Source organism: Pseudomonas tohonis (assembly GCF_012767755.2).
In the GTDB taxonomy this organism is placed as follows: domain Bacteria; phylum Pseudomonadota; class Gammaproteobacteria; order Pseudomonadales; family Pseudomonadaceae; genus Metapseudomonas; species Metapseudomonas tohonis.
In genome coordinates this window covers 4,219,386-4,235,264 of the sequence record NZ_AP023189.1, presented here as the reverse complement: position 1 = coordinate 4,235,264, position 15,879 = coordinate 4,219,386, and the positions used below count along the sequence as shown (strand labels likewise).

At 67.7% G+C, this 15,879-nt stretch carries 13 protein-coding genes; 7 read left to right on the top strand and 6 right to left on the bottom strand.

Features of this window, described 5'->3' with window-relative positions; all coding sequences use genetic code 11:
• Window positions 1–115: 115 nt before the first annotated feature.
• Together putA and HSX14_RS19150 are read right to left on the bottom strand one after the other, a co-directional pair.
• A complete protein-coding gene (putA, locus tag HSX14_RS19155) occupies window positions 116–4,090 on the bottom strand; it encodes a trifunctional transcriptional regulator/proline dehydrogenase/L-glutamate gamma-semialdehyde dehydrogenase (RefSeq protein ID WP_173178312.1) in 3,975 nt (1,324 codons plus the stop codon).
• A gap of 253 nt (window positions 4,091–4,343) precedes the next feature.
• Entirely contained in the window at window positions 4,344–4,580 is a 237-nt protein-coding gene (locus tag HSX14_RS19150; RefSeq protein WP_173178311.1) for a DUF3820 family protein, read from the bottom strand.
• 148 nt (window positions 4,581–4,728) lie between these two features.
• Here HSX14_RS19150 and HSX14_RS19145 point away from each other — a divergent pair, with 148 nt between their 5' ends.
• Window positions 4,729–5,607, top strand: a complete 879-nt coding sequence (locus HSX14_RS19145) for a DMT family transporter (protein ID WP_173178310.1) — start codon at window positions 4,729–4,731, stop codon at window positions 5,605–5,607.
• On the opposite strand, the gene HSX14_RS19140 is transcribed toward HSX14_RS19145, so the two are convergent.
• Window positions 5,582–5,938, bottom strand: coding sequence for a transcriptional regulator (locus tag HSX14_RS19140; protein WP_111263116.1), 357 nt, complete (start codon window positions 5,936–5,938; stop codon window positions 5,582–5,584). The two genes, HSX14_RS19145 and HSX14_RS19140, sit on opposite strands and share 26 nt — an antisense overlap.
• Window positions 5,939–6,254: 316 nt before the next feature.
• Here HSX14_RS19140 and HSX14_RS19135 point away from each other — a divergent pair, with 316 nt between their 5' ends.
• The 5 genes from HSX14_RS19135 to HSX14_RS19115 all read left to right on the top strand — a co-directional run bounded on the left by HSX14_RS19135 (window position 6,255) and on the right by HSX14_RS19115 (window position 11,100).
• Window positions 6,255–6,941 carry an endonuclease gene (locus tag HSX14_RS19135; RefSeq protein ID WP_173178309.1) on the top strand — a complete coding sequence of 229 codons (687 nt, stop codon included), beginning with the start codon at window positions 6,255–6,257 and terminating at the stop codon, window positions 6,939–6,941.
• Window positions 6,942–7,386: 445 nt separating this feature from the next.
• The gene (locus HSX14_RS19130) at window positions 7,387–7,878 is read left to right on the top strand and encodes a GNAT family N-acetyltransferase (protein ID WP_173178308.1); all 492 of its coding nucleotides are present in this window, start codon (window positions 7,387–7,389) and stop codon (window positions 7,876–7,878) included.
• A gap of 155 nt (window positions 7,879–8,033) precedes the next feature.
• Window positions 8,034–8,402, top strand: coding sequence for a c-type cytochrome (locus HSX14_RS19125; RefSeq protein WP_173178307.1), 369 nt, complete (start codon window positions 8,034–8,036; stop codon window positions 8,400–8,402).
• 76 nt (window positions 8,403–8,478) lie between these two features.
• Window positions 8,479–9,810, top strand: a complete 1,332-nt coding sequence (locus tag HSX14_RS19120; RefSeq protein WP_173178320.1) for a D-arabinono-1,4-lactone oxidase — start codon at window positions 8,479–8,481, stop codon at window positions 9,808–9,810.
• Window positions 9,811–9,891: 81 nt separating this feature from the next.
• Window positions 9,892–11,100, top strand: a complete 1,209-nt coding sequence (locus tag HSX14_RS19115; RefSeq protein WP_173178319.1) for a DSD1 family PLP-dependent enzyme — start codon at window positions 9,892–9,894, stop codon at window positions 11,098–11,100.
• 178 nt (window positions 11,101–11,278) lie between these two features.
• Here the strand turns inward: HSX14_RS19115 and HSX14_RS19110 are convergent, their stop codons facing one another.
• Window positions 11,279–12,229 (bottom strand): SphA family protein, encoded by a 951-nt coding sequence (locus tag HSX14_RS19110; RefSeq protein ID WP_173178306.1) that lies wholly within the window; start codon window positions 12,227–12,229, stop codon window positions 11,279–11,281.
• Window positions 12,230–12,477: 248 nt separating this feature from the next.
• On the opposite strand from HSX14_RS19110, the gene HSX14_RS19105 reads away from it, so the two are divergent.
• Window positions 12,478–13,518, top strand: a complete 1,041-nt coding sequence (locus HSX14_RS19105; RefSeq protein WP_173178305.1) for an AraC family transcriptional regulator — start codon at window positions 12,478–12,480, stop codon at window positions 13,516–13,518.
• Window positions 13,519–13,537: 19 nt separating this feature from the next.
• Here the strand turns inward: HSX14_RS19105 and HSX14_RS19100 are convergent, their stop codons facing one another.
• Both HSX14_RS19100 and HSX14_RS19095 read right to left on the bottom strand, forming a co-directional pair.
• Entirely contained in the window at window positions 13,538–14,038 is a 501-nt protein-coding gene (locus HSX14_RS19100) for a DUF3916 domain-containing protein (protein ID WP_173178304.1), read from the bottom strand.
• Window positions 14,039–14,164: 126 nt separating this feature from the next.
• Window positions 14,165–15,790, bottom strand: coding sequence for a methyl-accepting chemotaxis protein (locus HSX14_RS19095; RefSeq protein ID WP_173178318.1), 1,626 nt, complete (start codon window positions 15,788–15,790; stop codon window positions 14,165–14,167).
• Between the last annotated feature and the right edge of the window lie 89 nt (window positions 15,791–15,879).

Here is a 15,879-nt window from a genome sequence, read left to right as displayed (position 1 = left end):
GCGGATCACCGGGAACCTTGGGTGCCCACATCCCTCTTGAGGCGGTGGGCGCCAGGGGCCGGAGCCCCTGGTTGGAACGGGTGACGGGCCAGGCGTTCGCCTGGCCCGCCGGCCATCAGCCGATGGTCATCAGGCTGGCGTTGCCGCCGGCCGCTGCGGTGTTGACGCTCAGCGCGCGCTCGATCAGCAGGCGCTCCAGCGGCACCGCGGTCTCGCCCTGGGACAGGCCCTGGACGCCGATGATCGGGCCTTTGCGCGCTGCCACCTGTTGGCAGATGCCGCGCAGCTGGTCCGAGTCACCGTGGTGCAGCACGGCGTCGAATTCCACGCCTTCGGCTTTCCAGTCGGCGACCAGCCGGATGCGCGCCTGCACTGCCTTGGGCAGCTTGCCGCGCAGGGCCTTGGTGAGGTCACCGTCCTGCCAGACCACCGCGCTGCCGACCGCGAGGGCGGCGGCCAGCTGGGTCAGCAGGTCGCCTTCGTCGTCGGCCAGGCCCAGCACGTTGGCGCGGGGCAGCAGCATGTAGGTGTTGCGCTCGCCGGTCGGGCCGGGGAGGGTGCGGGTCAGGCCGCTCTGGGAGAGTTCGGCGAAGCTGTCGCAAAGGCTGGCCAGCTCGGCCTTGCCTTCCTTGCCCGCCCATTCCTTCAGCGCATCCAGCGGCTTGCCCAGGCGTTGCTCCAGGCTGTTGCGCAGGTGGGCGTCGGCCGCCTGTTCGTCCATGCGCTTGAAGGTGCGGCTCACGGCGTCCACCGGGCGGGTGGCCAGCAGGCGGTACATGTACAGTGGGCCGCCGGCTTTCGGGCCGGTGCCGGAGAGGCCTTCGCCACCGAAGGGCTGCACGCCGACCACGGCGCCGACCATGTTGCGGTTGACGTAGAGGTTGCCGGCATGGGCCTTGTCCACCACCTTGGCGATGGTCTCGTCGATGCGGGTATGCACGCCGAGGGTCAGGCCATAGCCGGTGGCGTTGATCTGGTCCAGCAGCTGGTCCAGGTCCTGGCGCTTGTAGCGCAGCACGTGCAGCACCGGGCCGAACACTTCGCGCTCCAGCTCGTCCAGGCTTTCCAGCTCGATCAGGGTCGGCATCACGTAGGTGCCGCGGCTCATCACGTCGCCTTCGGTGCGGGCGACCTGGAACACGTGGCGGCCCTTCTTGCGCATCGTCTCGATGTGCTTGTCGATGCCGGCCTTGGCTTCGGCGTCGATCACCGGGCCGATGTCGATGGCGAAGTTGTCCGGGTTGCCCAGGCGGCATTCGGACATGGCGCCCTTGAGCATCTCCAGGGCGCGGTCGGCCACGTCTTCCTGGATGCACAGCACGCGCAGGGCCGAGCAACGCTGGCCGGCACTGTCGAAGGCGGAGGCGACGACGTCGGTCACCACCTGCTCAACCAGCGCGGAGGAGTCGACGATCATCGCGTTCTGCCCGCCGGTCTCGGCGATCAGCGGGATCGGGCGGCCCTGGGAGTCCAGGCGGCCGGCGACGTTGCGGGCGAGGATGCCGGCGACTTCGGTGGAGCCGGTGAACATCACGCCCTTGACGCGCTCATCGCTGACCAGCGCGGCACCGACGGTATGGCCTTCACCCGGCAGCAACTGTACGGCGCCTTCGGGGATGCCGGCCTGGAGCAGGATGCGCACGGCCTGGGCGGCGATCAGTGGGGTCTGCTCGGCGGGCTTGGCCAGCACGGTGTTGCCGGCGGCCAGGGCGGCGGCCACCTGGCCGCTGAAGATCGCCAGGGGGAAGTTCCACGGGCTGATGCACACCACCGGGCCCAGGGGGCGGTGGCTGTCGTTGGCGAAGTCGTGGCGCGCCTGGGCGGCGTAGTAGCGCAGGAAGTCGACGGCCTCGCGCACTTCGGCGATGGCGTTGGCGAAGGTCTTGCCGGCCTCGCGGCAGAGCAGACCCATCAGCGGCTGGATCTCGGCTTCCATCAGGTCGGCGGCGCGGTCCAGGGCGGCGGCGCGTTCGACCGGCGGGGTGGCCTGCCAGATCGGCGCGGCGGCCAGCGAGGCGAGCACGGCGTTGCCGACGTCTTCCAGGCTGGCGTTCTGCACGTGGCCGACGATGTCGCGGCGGTCGGCCGGGTTGATTACCGGCAGGCTCTCGCCTTCGGCTACCGGGCAGCCCAGCATCGGGCGGGCGCGCCAGTCGGCGTGGCCGCTGCTGAGCAGGGCACTGGACAGGGAGCCCAGGCGGTGCTCGTTGGACATGTCGATGCCGCTGGAGTTGGCGCGGGCGGCGCCATACAGGTCACGCGGCTGGGGGATGCGCGGGTGCGGCTTGCCCAGGGCGCCTTCGGCGGCGGCGATGGCTTCGATGCTGACGACCGGGTCTTCCACCAGTTGCTTGATGGAGATGGTCTGGTCGGCGATGCGGTTGACGAAGCTGGTGTTGGCGCCGTTTTCCAGGAGGCGGCGGACCAGGTAGGCCAGCAGCGTCTCGTGGGTGCCCACCGGTGCGTAGATGCGGCACGGGCGGTTCAGCTTGCCGTCGGCGATCTTGCCCACCACCTGCTCGTACAGCGGCTCGCCCATGCCGTGCAGGCACTGGAACTCGTACTGGCCCGGGTAATAGTTCTGCCCGGCGATGTGGTAGATGGCCGAGAGGGTGTGGGCGTTGTGGGTGGCGAACTGCGGGTAGATGGCATCCGGCACCGCCAGCAGCTTGCGCGCGCAGGCGATGTAGGAAACGTCGGTGTAGACCTTGCGGGTGTAGACCGGGAAGCCTTCCAGGCCGTCGACCTGGGCGCGCTTGATCTCGCTGTCCCAGTAGGCGCCTTTCACCAGGCGGATCATCAGGCGGTGACGGCTGCGACGGGCCAGGTCGATGACGTAGTCGATCACGTACGGGCAGCGCTTCTGGTAGGCCTGGATGACGAAGCCGACGCCGTTCCAGCCCTTGAGCTGCGGCTCGAAGCAGAGGCGCTCGAGCATGTCGAGGGAGATTTCCAGGCGGTCCGCTTCCTCGGCATCGATGTTCAGGCCGATGTCGTACTGCTTGGCCAGCAGGGTCAGCGATAGCAGGCGCGGGTACAGCTCGTCCATCATCCGCTCGTACTGGGCGCGGCTGTAGCGCGGGTGCAGGGCGGAAAGCTTGATGGAGATGCCCGGGCCCTCGTAGATGCCGCGGCCGTGGGAGGCCTTGCCGATGGAGTGGATGGCCTGCTCGTAGGACGCCAGGTAGCGCTGGGCGTCTTCCTCGGTCAGCGCGGCTTCACCGAGCATGTCGTAGGAGTAGCGGAAGCCCTTGGTCTCGAAGGCGCTGGCGTTGGCCAGGGCCTCGGCGATGGTCTCGCCGGTGACGAACTGCTCGCCCATCAGGCGCATGGCCATGTCCACGCCCTTGCGGATCAGCGGCTCGCCGGACTTGCCGATGATGCGGTTCAGCGAGCTGGAGAGGCCGGCCTCGTTGTGGGTCGACACCAGCTTGCCGGTGATGAGCAGGCCCCAGGAGGCGGCGTTGACGAACATCGAGGGGCTTTGGCCCAGGTGCTGCTGCCAGTTGCCGTTGCTGATCTTGTCGCGGATCAGGGCATCGCGGGTGCCCTTGTCGGGGATGCGCAGCAGGGCTTCGGCCAGGCACATCAGCGCCACGCCTTCCTGGGAAGAGAGGGAGAACTCCTGCAGCAGGCCCTGGACGATGCCGGCGCGGCCGCTGGCGCTCTTCTGGTTGCGCAGCTTCTCGGCGATGCCGTAGGCGAGCTTGTAGGTGGCGTCGGCCATGTCGGCGGGCAGGCGGGCCTGCTCCAGCAGCATGGGCACCACTTCTTCCTCGGGGCGACGGTAGGCGCCGGTGATGGCGGCACGCAGCACGGACTGCGGCAGGATGCTTTCGGCGAAATCCAGGAACGGCTGGTGGATCGGGTCGATCAGGGCTTCCACCGCTTCCAGGTCACCCTCGGCCAGGCGCGCGGCGATGCCCTGGAGCTCGGGAAGGGTCTTGCCGCTTTCCAGGGTCTCCAGGTAGCTGTAGATGGCCTGCTTGATCAGCCAGTGCGGCGTGCGGTCGATCTGGCGTGCGGCTTCCTTGAGGCGCTCACGGGTCGCTTCATCGAGTTTCACGCCAAGGGTGGTGGTGGTTGCCATTTCTTATCCTCATTCCTGCCGTGGTCGCGACGGCTTAGCGGCGCCAAGAGTATCCGCGCGTGAAGCGAGGTGCAACCAGGTGCAACCTAAGTTTTCCGGTATTTCCGATCACCTGTTTCCGACCAGGCCATCACCCGCACCGCCTTGGTGCCAGTGGGCTGGCGGCTTTCCCTGCAAAGGTGCAACCCGGTGTTTCGAGGGCGGTCGCGTCGCCCAGTCGTTAGCCTAGACCGTTTCTGGTTGCACCTGTGGGTCAATCGGGATTTCCGCGGGGCCCGGCGGAACGACGGAGTGGGTCGAGGAGGGGCTTGAGGCCGTTGTGGTCGATCTCCTGCATCAGGGCGAGCAGTCTGCCGATCTCACCTTTCGGGAAGCCTTCACGGGCGAACCAGTTGAGGTAATGGCCGGGCAGGTCGGCCAGCAGGCGGCCCTTGTACTTGCCGTAGGGCATTTCACGGGTCACCAGGAGCAGCAGGTCTTCGGGGTTCATCGGTCTCGTACCGGCCGGGAAGAAGAGGTCGGCAAGAATACCCGCTATCTGCCGGCTGTCACTTGAGTGCGCGTCACGAAGCCGATATTTTTGAGCCGCCTAATCATTAGTCTGCTACCCAAAAGGGGGCGGGCGCCCCGGAATCCCCATGAGCACCCAGATACCTTCGCTGCGCCGAGAGGAGCCCCTAAAGGGCATCCTGCTCGTCTGCGTGGCGATTTTCCTGTTCTCCAGCCACGACGCGATCTCCAAGTACCTGTCGGCGTTCTACCCGATCGTCATGGTGGTGTGGGTGCGCTACCTGGTGCACACGCTGCTGATGGCGGGCTTCCTGCTTCCTCGAGAGGGCCTGCGCGTATTGCGCACCCAGCGTCCGCTGCTGCAGCTGGGCCGGGCGCTGTGCCTGATCGGCACGAGCCTGTTCTTCACCACCGGCTTGCGCTACATCCCCCTGGCGGAAGCCACGGCGGTGAACTTCCTGGCGCCGCTCCTGGTGACGGCGCTGTCGGTGCCCTTGCTCGGCGAGCGCGTCACCCGCGGGCAGTGGCTGGCGGTGCTGCTGGGCCTGGGCGGGGTGATGCTGATCGTGCGGCCGGGCAGCTCGCTGTTCACCCCGGCGATCCTCCTGCCGCTGGCCTCGGCGCTGTGTTTCGGCTTCTACCAGCTGCTCACCCGGCGCCTGAGCCAGACCGACAGCCCCGGCACCAGCAACTTCATCACCGGCATCACCAACACCCTGATCATGAGCACCCTGGTGCCGTTCTTCTGGGAAGCACCGACCACGCTGGCCCACGGCCTGCTGCTGCTGGCGCTGGGAGCCTGCGGAATGGGCGGGCACGTGCTGCTCACCCAGGCCTTCCGGTATGCGTCACCGGCCCTGCTGGCGCCATTCAGCTATGGGCAGATCGTCTTCGCCGGGCTGCTCGGCTTCGTGCTGTTCGGCCACGCGCCGGATGCCATCGGCCTGGTCGGCATCCTGGTGATCGTCGGCAGCGGCCTGTTCACGGCCTACGCGCAGCGGCGCTGAAGTCGTCGACGCTGCGTGCCAGCGTGTGGCTGGCCTGGGCGTTGTCGACGTACTCCTTGAGCCAGCGCAGCACCTCCACCGGCTCCCAGCGGGCCGGGTCGAAGAGGGCATAGGCCAGCCCCTGGTAACCCACCACATCGAGCTGCTTGTGGTAGCCGGCACGCTGGAACAGCGCCTCGATCTCCGCCAGGCAGGTGTTGAAGTGCACCCGTGTGAACGGCGTCTTGCCGTCGGTCACCAGCCCTTCCAGGCGCAGTTCCGCGACCGCTTCGCTCACCGTGTCCACGGCCATCCGGTTGACCGTGTATTTCAGCTGCAGTACGTCGACCATCCCTGTTCTCCTCCTCAATGCGGGCCATGCGCCTTGATGCGGCTTCCAGCCGGCTGGCGCAGGGGGCGGGTGTCCGGCCGCTTCGGCGAGCGGGGTGGAAAGCCGAGACCGGTGACCTGGGAAACGATGATCCCAGGGATTTGTGACAGTGGTTTTGGCAAGGCCAACGGAGCTGAAAGGTTCATAGGACGCTTCCCTGAAATACTGTATATTTATACATCTATCAGCTTCGCCGCTTCGTTTGCAACAAAACTCCGATGAACAAACGTTGTCAGTGAGAGCCTTGAAAACAGCCGTACCGGGAACCCCAGAAGTAATGATCCGTCTCGTCCTGCTGCTGAGCCTTCTATTGGCCGGCACCGCCCATGCCTCCGCCCCCCGCACCTTCCAGGAAGCCAAGAAAGTCGCCTGGAAGCTCTACGCCTCCCACCCCGTCGAGTTCTATTGCGGCTGCCGCTACAGCGGCAACAAGGTCGACCTGAAGAGCTGCGGCTACGTACCCCGCACCAACGCCCAGCGCGCCAAGCGCATCGAGTGGGAGCACATCGTCCCGGCCTGGGTCATCGGCCACCAGCGCCAGTGCTGGCAGAAGGGCGGGCGCGAGAACTGCGCGAGGAACGACGCCGCCTTCCGTCGCGCCGAGGCCGACCTGCACAACCTGGTGCCGAGCATCGGCGAGGTGAACGGCGATCGCAGCAACTACGGCTTCGGCTGGCTGCCGCAGAAGCCCCGCCAGTACGGTGCCTGCCAGATGGTGGTGGACTTCAAGGCGCGCAAGGCCATGCCGCGCCAGCAGGTGCGCGGGATGATCGCGCGCACCTACTTCTACATGAGCGAACGCTACGGCCTGCGCCTGTCCAGGCAGGATCGCCAGCTCTACACCGCCTGGAACAAGCAGTACCCGGTGGAAGCCTGGGAGCGGAACCGCAACCAGCGCGTCGCCTGCGCCATGGGCCACGGCAACCACTTCGTGGGGGCGGTGAACCTGAAGCTGTGCAAGTGAGGGAAGCGGCGTTGCTGCGAAGGAAGATGCCGATCCTGGTCGGGGCGCGTAGGGGCGGTGTAGGGGCGACTTCAGTCGCCCAGGGCAACGGCGTTGCCCCGGTCCTGCGGAGGGCAGCCCTACGGGCTGCTTGGCGACTGAAGTCGCCCCTACAGGTTGTGCTTGCCTGATGAGGTAGCATCGCCAGCGGCCGTGCGGGGAGACCCTCGGGTCTGCCGGGTCCTGTTAGCTGGTTCGCCAACCCCGCGCGGTCTGCCCCCCCATGTTTGGGCGCATCAACCGCGAAGGCTCCTGGAACAGCGCATCGCGAATGAATTCGCTCCCACCCTCTCCCTGAGCCTCATGAGCTTGCCCCGCGCTGTATGCCGTTTTTCCCATCGATCTGTGCCTATCGGCCGCCGCGCGTTGCGCCCTAGCATCGGCCATCGGTGATGAGGGCGGTGCGATGGACGACATTCCCGGCGGTATCGAGTTTTCAGGCCTGCAGGTGCGGCGGTTGGCGCCCGACGACCTGGAGACGGTCTGCATGCACCGCGAGGCGATGTTCCTCGAGGCGGGGGGCGACCCGGCGCGGCTGCGGACGATGACCGGGCACTTCCGCCCCTGGCTGCGCGAGCGCCTGGCCGATGGGCGCTACTACGGTTTCGCGCTGATGGACGAGGCGCGCATCGCGGCGGCCATCGGCCTGATGAGCATCGAATGGCCGCCGCATCCGTCCCATCCGGAGGTGGGCCAGCGCGGCTATGTGCTGAACGTGTTCGTCGAGCCTGACTACCGGCGCCGGGGCCTGGCGTCGGCGCTGATGAAGCTGGCGGAGGCCGAGTTCATCCGTCGTGGCCTGGGCTTCGCCGTGCTGCATGCGACCCAGGTCGGCAGGCCGGTGTACGAGGCGCTGGGCTGGGCCGCCACCAGCGAGATGGCCAAGGCTATCGGCTGAGTTGTGGTGTTTTTTCACCTCGCGTGATGTCCCGTTAAAACCCCCTGGCTGTCCGCCATTGCCCTCGGGCGCGCAGGGGCGCCTGGCTTAACGTTGCCCTCTACACACCACGACAAGCAGCCGTGCCGCCTGGCACGGTAGAAGAGGGGAGTGCGATGCCGAAACCCGCGAACCTGCTGATTCCCGCCGTCCTGCTGGCCCTGGCCGGGCTGCTCGGCGGCTGTGGCGAGGAGGCCAAGCCGGCCGCGCCGCAGAACGCCGCCACCCTGGCACCGGCCGACCCGGCCCTGGCCAAGGTCTACGACACCAGCTGCAAGCTGTGCCACGCCAACCCCGCCTCCGGGGCGCCGCAGAGCGGTGACGCCGCCGCCTGGGCGCCGCGTGTCGCCCAGGGCACCGACAGCCTGCTGGACCACAGCATCAACGGCTTCAAGGGCATGCCGCCGATGGGCATGTGCATGCAGTGCTCGGAAGACCAGTTCCTCGCGCTGATTTCCTTCATGTCCGGTCAGCACCTCGAATAAGGCGTCCCCCATGGCTATGAACCTCACCCGACGCCAGCTGCTGCAACGGGCCGGCGTGGCCGGCGTCTTCACTGCGCTGGCCTGCACCCCGGCGCTGGCGGAACTGGCCCGCGCGCCCCGGCTGATCCCCTGGCGCAACTGGTCCGGCGGGCAGAGCTGCCTGCCCCAGGCGCGCCTCGCCCCGCAGAGCCTGGACGAGCTGGTCCAGGTCATCCGCCAGGCCGAAGGCAAGGTCCGCCCGGTGGGCTCGGCCCACTCCTTCAGCGCCCTGGTGCCCACCGACGGCACCCTGGTGTCGCTGGCCTACTTCAACGGCCTGCTCGCCAACGATCCGGCCACCCTGCAGGCGGAGTTCGCCGCCGGCACGCCGATGTCCCTCATGGGGCCGGCGCTGCAGGCGGTCGGGCAGGCGCTGCCGAACATGGCCGACATCGACTACCAGACCCTGGCCGGGGCGATCGCCACCTCGACCCACGGCACCGGCGTCGGCTTCGGCTCCTATTCCTCACAGGTCACCGGCCTGCAACTGGTGACCGCCAGCGGCGAGGTGCTGGATTGCGACGCCCAGCGCCACCCCGAGGTGTTCAACGCCGCGCGGGTGTCCCTGGGCGCCCTGGGCGTGGCGACGCGGGTGCGCCTGCAGAACCGCGAGGCCTATCGCCTGCGCGAGAGGCAGTGGATCGCCAGCACCGAGGAACTGCTGGAGGACGTAGGCAACCTCACCCGCGACAACCAGCACTGGGAGATGCTGGTGATCACCCATTCCGACTACGCGCTGTCCGTCGCCCTCAACGAGACCACCGACCCGGCCACGCCGCCGCTGGACCCGGAGGAGGAGGGCGGCAACGGCTTCGTGAAGATCATCGAGAACCTCGACAAGTACGGCAGCGACTTCCCCGCCGCACGCCGCGCGCTGCTCAACAGCCTGCGCCACATCGCCAGCTTCGACGACCGGGTCGGCGACTCCCACGAGATCTACGCCAACGTGCGCAACGTACGCTTCAACGAGATGGAGTACTCGGTGCCCGCCGAGCATGGCCCGGCCTGCCTGCGGGAGATCCTCGCGCTGATCCGCGACAAGGACCTGCGCACCTGGTTCCCCATCGAGTACCGCTACGTGAAGGCCGACGACATCCCCCTGAGCATGTTCGAGGGCCGCGACAGCTGCTCCATCTCCGTGCACCAGCACTACAGCATGGATCACCACAACTTCTTCGCCGCCATCGAACCGATCTTCTGGAAGTACGCCGGCCGGCCGCACTGGGGCAAGCTGCACACGCTCAATGCGCGCACCCTGCAGGCGCTCTACCCGCGCTGGAAGGAATTCACCGAGGTGCGCCAGGCGCTGGACCCGAGCGGCAAGTTCCTCAATGCGCACCTGTCCTCGATCCTCGGCGTGGCCGGATAACAAGGAGAAGCCATGAACCGTCGCAAATTCCTCGTCGGCACGGCCGGTGCCGGCGTGCTGCTCGCCGGTGTCGGCGCCTGGCTGCGGCCGGCCGACAAGGGCGCCCCGTACAGCGACTACTTCGCCCGCCTGAACCGCGAGCTCAAGACCCAGGGGCCGATGCGCCCGGTGATGCTGATCGACCTCGACCGGCTGGACCACAACATCGACGTGGTGATGCAGTCGGTGCGCCGTGCCGGCAAGTCGCTCCGATTGGTGGAGAAGTCCCTGCCCTCGCCACAGCTGCTGGACTACATCGCCAAGCGCGCCGGCACCCAGCGGCTGATGTCGTTCCACCAGCCCTTCCTCAACCACGACGCCGAGCGCTTCCCCGAATCGGACATCCTGCTCGGCAAGCCCCTGCCGGTGCGTTCCGCACAGCTGTTCTACGAGGCCCATCGCGGCCCGTTCGACCCGGCCCGGCAGCTGCAGTGGCTGCTCGACACCCCCGAGCGACTGGCGCAGTACCTGGCGCTGGCCAAGGCCCTGAACATCCGCATGCGCATCAACATCGAGCTGGACGTGGGGCTGCACCGGGGCGGCGTGCAGGACACGGCCGGCCTCGGGCGGATGCTCGAGCTGATCGGCGCCAACCCGCAGCACCTGGAGTTCGCTGGCTTCATGGGCTACGACCCCTTCGTCGGCATGGGCGTGCCCGGCATCCTCGGCTCGCCCGAAGCGCTCTTCGCCAAGGTGATGACGCTGTACGACGGCTTCGTCGACTACGCCCGCACCCAGCACCCCACGCTGTGGCGCCCCGGCCTGACCCTGAACACCGCCGGCAGCCCCAGCTACCGCATGCACGAGCGCGAGCGCACCAGCAGCGAGGTCTCGGTGGGCTCGGCACTGCTCAAGCCCACCCACTACGACCTGCCGTCCCTGGAGGAGCACCAGCCGGCGGCCTACATCGCCACCCCGGTGCTCAAGAGCACCGGCGCGGTGCGCATCCCGGCGCTGGACGGCAAGTCGGCGCTGTTCTCCTGGTGGGACCCGAACCAGCGCGAGACCTTCTTCATCTACGGCGGCAACTGGATGGCCGAGCCGGAATCGCCCAAGGGCCTGCAGTTCAACGGCCTCTACGGGCGCAGCTCCAACCAGGAAATGATCAACGGCTCCCACGCCGTCGGCCTGGGCGTGGATGACCAGGTGTTCCTGCGGCCGACCCAGTCCGAATCCATCCTCCTGCAGTTCGGCGACCTGCTGGCGGTGCGCGATGGGCGCATCGTCGAGCAGTGGCCGGTGTACAGCTGACTGGAGGATGCACCGTCGTAGGTTGGCGCCGAGCGTAGCGAGGCCCAACGGCGCGAGGGCTCGGCTGCGCTGCGTTGGGCTTCGTACCTCAGCCCAACCTACGAACGCGTTGCACTAGCGGGCCGTGAAAAACGAAAACCCCAGGCCATCGACCTGGGGTTTCGCATTCCCGGAAGGGTCAGAGGCTGAACGGCAGGTTCAGCTTGGCCCAGAACATCTCGCCCTCCGGGCGGTTCTCCACGGCGAACTCCTTGGCCCAGCGCATCTCCACGCTGGCGTACTTGAGGAAGGTCAGGTGCACCGCCGGGCCGATGGCGAAGACCTGCCCGCGCACACCGTCGTCCACGTCCTCGCCCATGAAGGTCACCGTGCGGCCGAACTGCCTGTCGTCGGTGGTCTGCTTCACGTAGTAGCCGTTCAGGCCCAGGCGCAGGTTGTCGGTCACCCGGTAGCTGGTGGAGTAGTCGAAGTGGAACAGCTGGCCGGACTGGTAGTCGGTGTCCGGGTTCTCCTTGTTGAAGCTGTAGGTGGTCTTGACCGACAGCTCGGTGCGCTCGCTGGGCTGCCAGGTGGCCGAGAGCAGCGGCTTGTAGGTGACGAAGTTGTTGCCGGTGTTGGCCGGTCGCGCGGCGTCGTAGCTGCCGGTGGGCAGGGTGATCTCCAGGGCGGCGCCCAGGGTCAGGTCCTGGCCCATGTCCCAGAGGATCAGCGGCGCGATGGTGGTGTCGCCCTGGGCTTCGCGGCGGCTCTCTTGGCCGAACAGCGCCACCTGCTGGCGCATGTAGGGCTGCGCCACGTAGCCACCGACCCGGCCGCCCAGCAGCCGCAGCGGGCTGAGGTAGTCCAGGCGCGGGATGATCGCGTCGGAGGTGATCTTCACCTCCGGCACCTTGCCGCCCAGTGAGCTGATGTCCAGCTGCTTCGACTCGTAGTGGTTGTAGTAGAGGTTGAAGGCGAACATGTGGTCCGGAAGGCTGTTCACGTCCAGCGGCAGGACGAAGAAGCCATCGGTGCCGGGGCCGATGTTGTCGACACCGTTCTCGGTGGCCTGGGCGGGCAGGGCGAGGGACGTCGCGACGACGAGTGAGGCTGCCAGCGAGGGCAGCTGGGGAACGCGGATCGGGTTCATGATTGAGCTCGTTTCTTATTGTTGGCGGACGGCCGCGGAACCGGGTTCCGCGCCGGCCCATAGAAATAAGCGCTCAAGGCCGCGCGATGCAGGGCATTGCCGGACAGGCAGGGGGCTTTTCGGGGACAGCTAGCAATATTCTGTTACACCCGCTCTTGGTGTACCCGCCAACGCGTTATGATGGCGCCGCCGCGCGTCCTGGCCGCAGAACAAGAACCTCAGGCGCCTCGGTTCGGGAACTGCCTGCCATGCCTATCGCCACCCTCGATCCCCAGCTCGACCTCGCCCTGGTTTCGCCCTTCCTCCTGCAGACCCTCACGGAGGTGGCGAACGACAAGGGCGTCAGCAGCGAGCGCCTGTGCCGCGGTCTCGGCTTCACCCCGGACGAGTTGCAGGACCCCTCCCAGCGCATCTCCTATCGCCAGGCGGTGACCCTGATCCAGCGCGCCCTCGCGGCTTTCCCGGACGGTGGCCTGGGGCTGTGGGTCGGGCACCGCAACGTGCTCGGCACCCTCGGCCTGCTGGGCCACGTGCTGTCGCTGTGCAAGACCCTGCGCGATGCCTTCGATGTCGGGCGACGCTTCCAGCACACCACCGGCGGCATGGCCGTCTACACCCTGCACGAGGGGGCGAAGGAAAGCGTCGTCGAGGTGGAATGCCGGCTGCCCCATGCCGACGTCCAGGTGTTCGCGGTGGAGGAGTTCTTCGCCAGCCTGATGGTCTACAACCGCGCATTGGTCGATGCCGAGTTCCAGCCCCTGCGCTTCGAATTCACCCATGCCGCGCCCGGCTACGTCGCCGAATACCGGCGCCTGCTGGGCCCCAACCTGCATTTCGGCTGCCTGCACAACCGCATGGTCATCGCCAGCCACTGGCTGGACATGCAGTTGCCCAGCCACCAGCCCGTCGCCTTGCGCCAGGCGCTCAACCTGCTGGAGCTCGAATGCGCGCAGGTGCAGCAGAAGATGGACCTGCTGCAGACGGTGGAGCGCGCCATCAGCCGCGACCTCGCCCATGGCAGCCAGATCGACAAGGTCGCCCGCGATCTCAACATGAGCAGCCGCACCCTGCGCCGTCGCCTCACCGAGCACGGCATCACCTTCGACGCCTTGCAGGAGCAGGTGCGCCGGGCGCGCGCCATGAGCCTGCTGGGCAACCCGGACCTGCCCATCGAGCGCATCGCCGAAGAGCTCGGCTACAGCGATGTGCGCGGCTTTCGCCGGGCCTTCAAGCGCTGGACCGGGCAGAGCCCCTCCGCCTGCCGCGACGAGGTGATGGCCGCGCAGTGATGCGCCGGGCCAGCGGCGTCTACGCGGGCTCCCCGATGCACCACCACTGGACGGCCAGGTCGTCATCGGCCTGGGTCGCGTCATGCCCGTGCTCGATGAAATGGGCGGGCACCCTCAGCGCGAGCCTGTCGCTCAGGCGCTTGGGTGCGAGCCCGTTCCCCTGCCCGAGAAAGCCGAGGTAGTAGTCGCGATCGTGGAACACCGTCACTTCGCTCTGGTGCAACCAGGGCCAGACCAGGATGCAGGCGACCCGGTAATAGCCCTGGCTGCGATCCGCTGCGCGGGATAGATGGGCGGCGGCCTCCAGCATCTGCTGGGCGCAGAAGGCCTGGTGTTCGATGCGTGCCTGCGGCCCCTGGACCAGGGTGTTCGGCACCGGGATCTTCCAGTTCAGGTAGCGCGCCATGTCCTGGCCGCGCGGATGGAACTGGCCCTGGAAGCCCGCCGCCCACCGCTCCAGGGCTCGAAGGCGGCGGTGGACGCCACGGAGTTTCTTGTCGCTCAGGGTGAAGTGTCGCAACGAGGGCCTCGGCGGCGGGTGGCGTGGCGGGAATGGGCGTCCTGCGGGGACGGGGGCCGGCGGATGATAGGCGAGGCGCCCGGGTGGGAAAAGGGCCCGCCAAGGCGGCGGGCCCCGGCGCGGCTGTCACACGCGGAAGCGGGTCACCATCGTGCTCAGCTCGATGGCCAGGCGCGACAGCTCCTGGCTGGAGGCGCTGGTCTGGTTGGCACCGGCGGCGGTCTGCATGGACAGGTCGCGGATGTTCATCAGGTTGCGATCCACCTCGCGGGCGACCTGGGCCTGTTCTTCGGATGCACTGGCGATGATCAGGTTGCGTTCGTTGATCTGCGAGATCGACGCGGTGATCCGCTCAAGTGCGGCACCGGCGCTGGCGGCCGACCTGAGCGTCTGCTCGGCCTGCTCCGCGCCGGCCAGCAGGGCGCCGACGGTGCCCTGGGTGCCGGTCTGGATGTTGTCGATCATCACCTCGATCTCCTCCGTGGAGCTCTGGGTGCGTTGCGCCAGCGAGCGCACCTCGTCGGCGACGACGGCGAAACCGCGCCCGGCCTCGCCGGCGCGTGCCGCTTCGATGGCGGCATTGAGCGCCAGCAGGTTGGTCTGGGCGGCGATGCCCCGGATCACGTCGAGTACCGTGCTGATGTCGCGGGTCTGGTTCGCCAGTTCGGAAGCCTGGACCGAGGCCTGGGTCACCTGGCCGGCCAGGGTGCGGATGGAGGCGATGGCCTCGTTGACCTGGGCGAAGCCGCGGCGCCCCTCGTCGTCGCTTTCCTTCGATGCGGCTGCGGTGCTCGCGGCGTTGCGCGCGACCTCTTCAACGGCGGCGGTCATTTCGTTCACGGCGGTGGCGGCCTGCTCGATCTCGGCGTTCTGCTGGTGCAGCCCACGATTGGAATCCTCCGTCACGGCATGCAGCTCCTCGGAAGCCGAGGCCAACTGGTCGGAGGAGCTGCCGATCTGCTGGATGGTCGCCCTCAGGTTGGCCTGCATGCCCTTGAGGGCGGCCAGCAGCAACGCCGGCTCGTCCTTGCCGACCACGCTGATGTCCCGGCTGAGGTCGCCGCTGGCGACCCGCTCGGCGATGGCCACGGCGTCGCCCAGGGGCAGGATGATGCTGCGGGTCAGCAAGGTGGCGGCGCCAACGGTGATCAGGAGGATGGCGCTCAAGGCGACGACGGCCACGACCCGGGCTTCATCCGCCGCCTCGTCGCTGAGCTGCGCCGCGGCGAAGGCGTTCTCGGCGTTGAAGCGGATCAGTTCGTCCAGCGCCTTGGTCATGGCGCCGGCGTATTCGGCCAGCGGGCCGTTGGCGAGCCTGTCGGCGTCGTCGATCCGGCCGGCGTCCACCGCGTCGAGTATCTGTTGCTGCAGGCCGCGGTAGGTTTCGTAGGTGCTGACGAAGTGATCGTAGAGCTTGCGGTTCTCCGCCTCGGTGATGGCGCTTTCGTAGGCATCGAACTGCTTGGGCAATGCCTGCAGGTTCGCCTTGATCCTGGCCATCGTGTGCTGCCGTACGGTCGGCTCGTCGACGATGATGCTGCGCAGGGTCAGGGCGCGGGTGTCGCCGATCGCCGCCCCCAGCTCGCTCAGGGCGACGACGCCCGGCAGCCAGGTGCCGCGAACCTCGGTCGAGGCGGCGTCCATCCTGCCGGTCTCGTAGAGGTTGATGCCGCCCATCGCCAGCACCATCAGGGCCAGCAGCGCGAAGATGAGTCCGGCCCGTTTTCCGATCTTGAGGTTCCTCAACTGAATACTCCTTCAAATGACAGTTGGTGGGTGTGAAAAGCCAGGGTCCCCGTGCGGACGTCGGCCGCGCACGGTGGGATGTTCGTTGCCGCCAC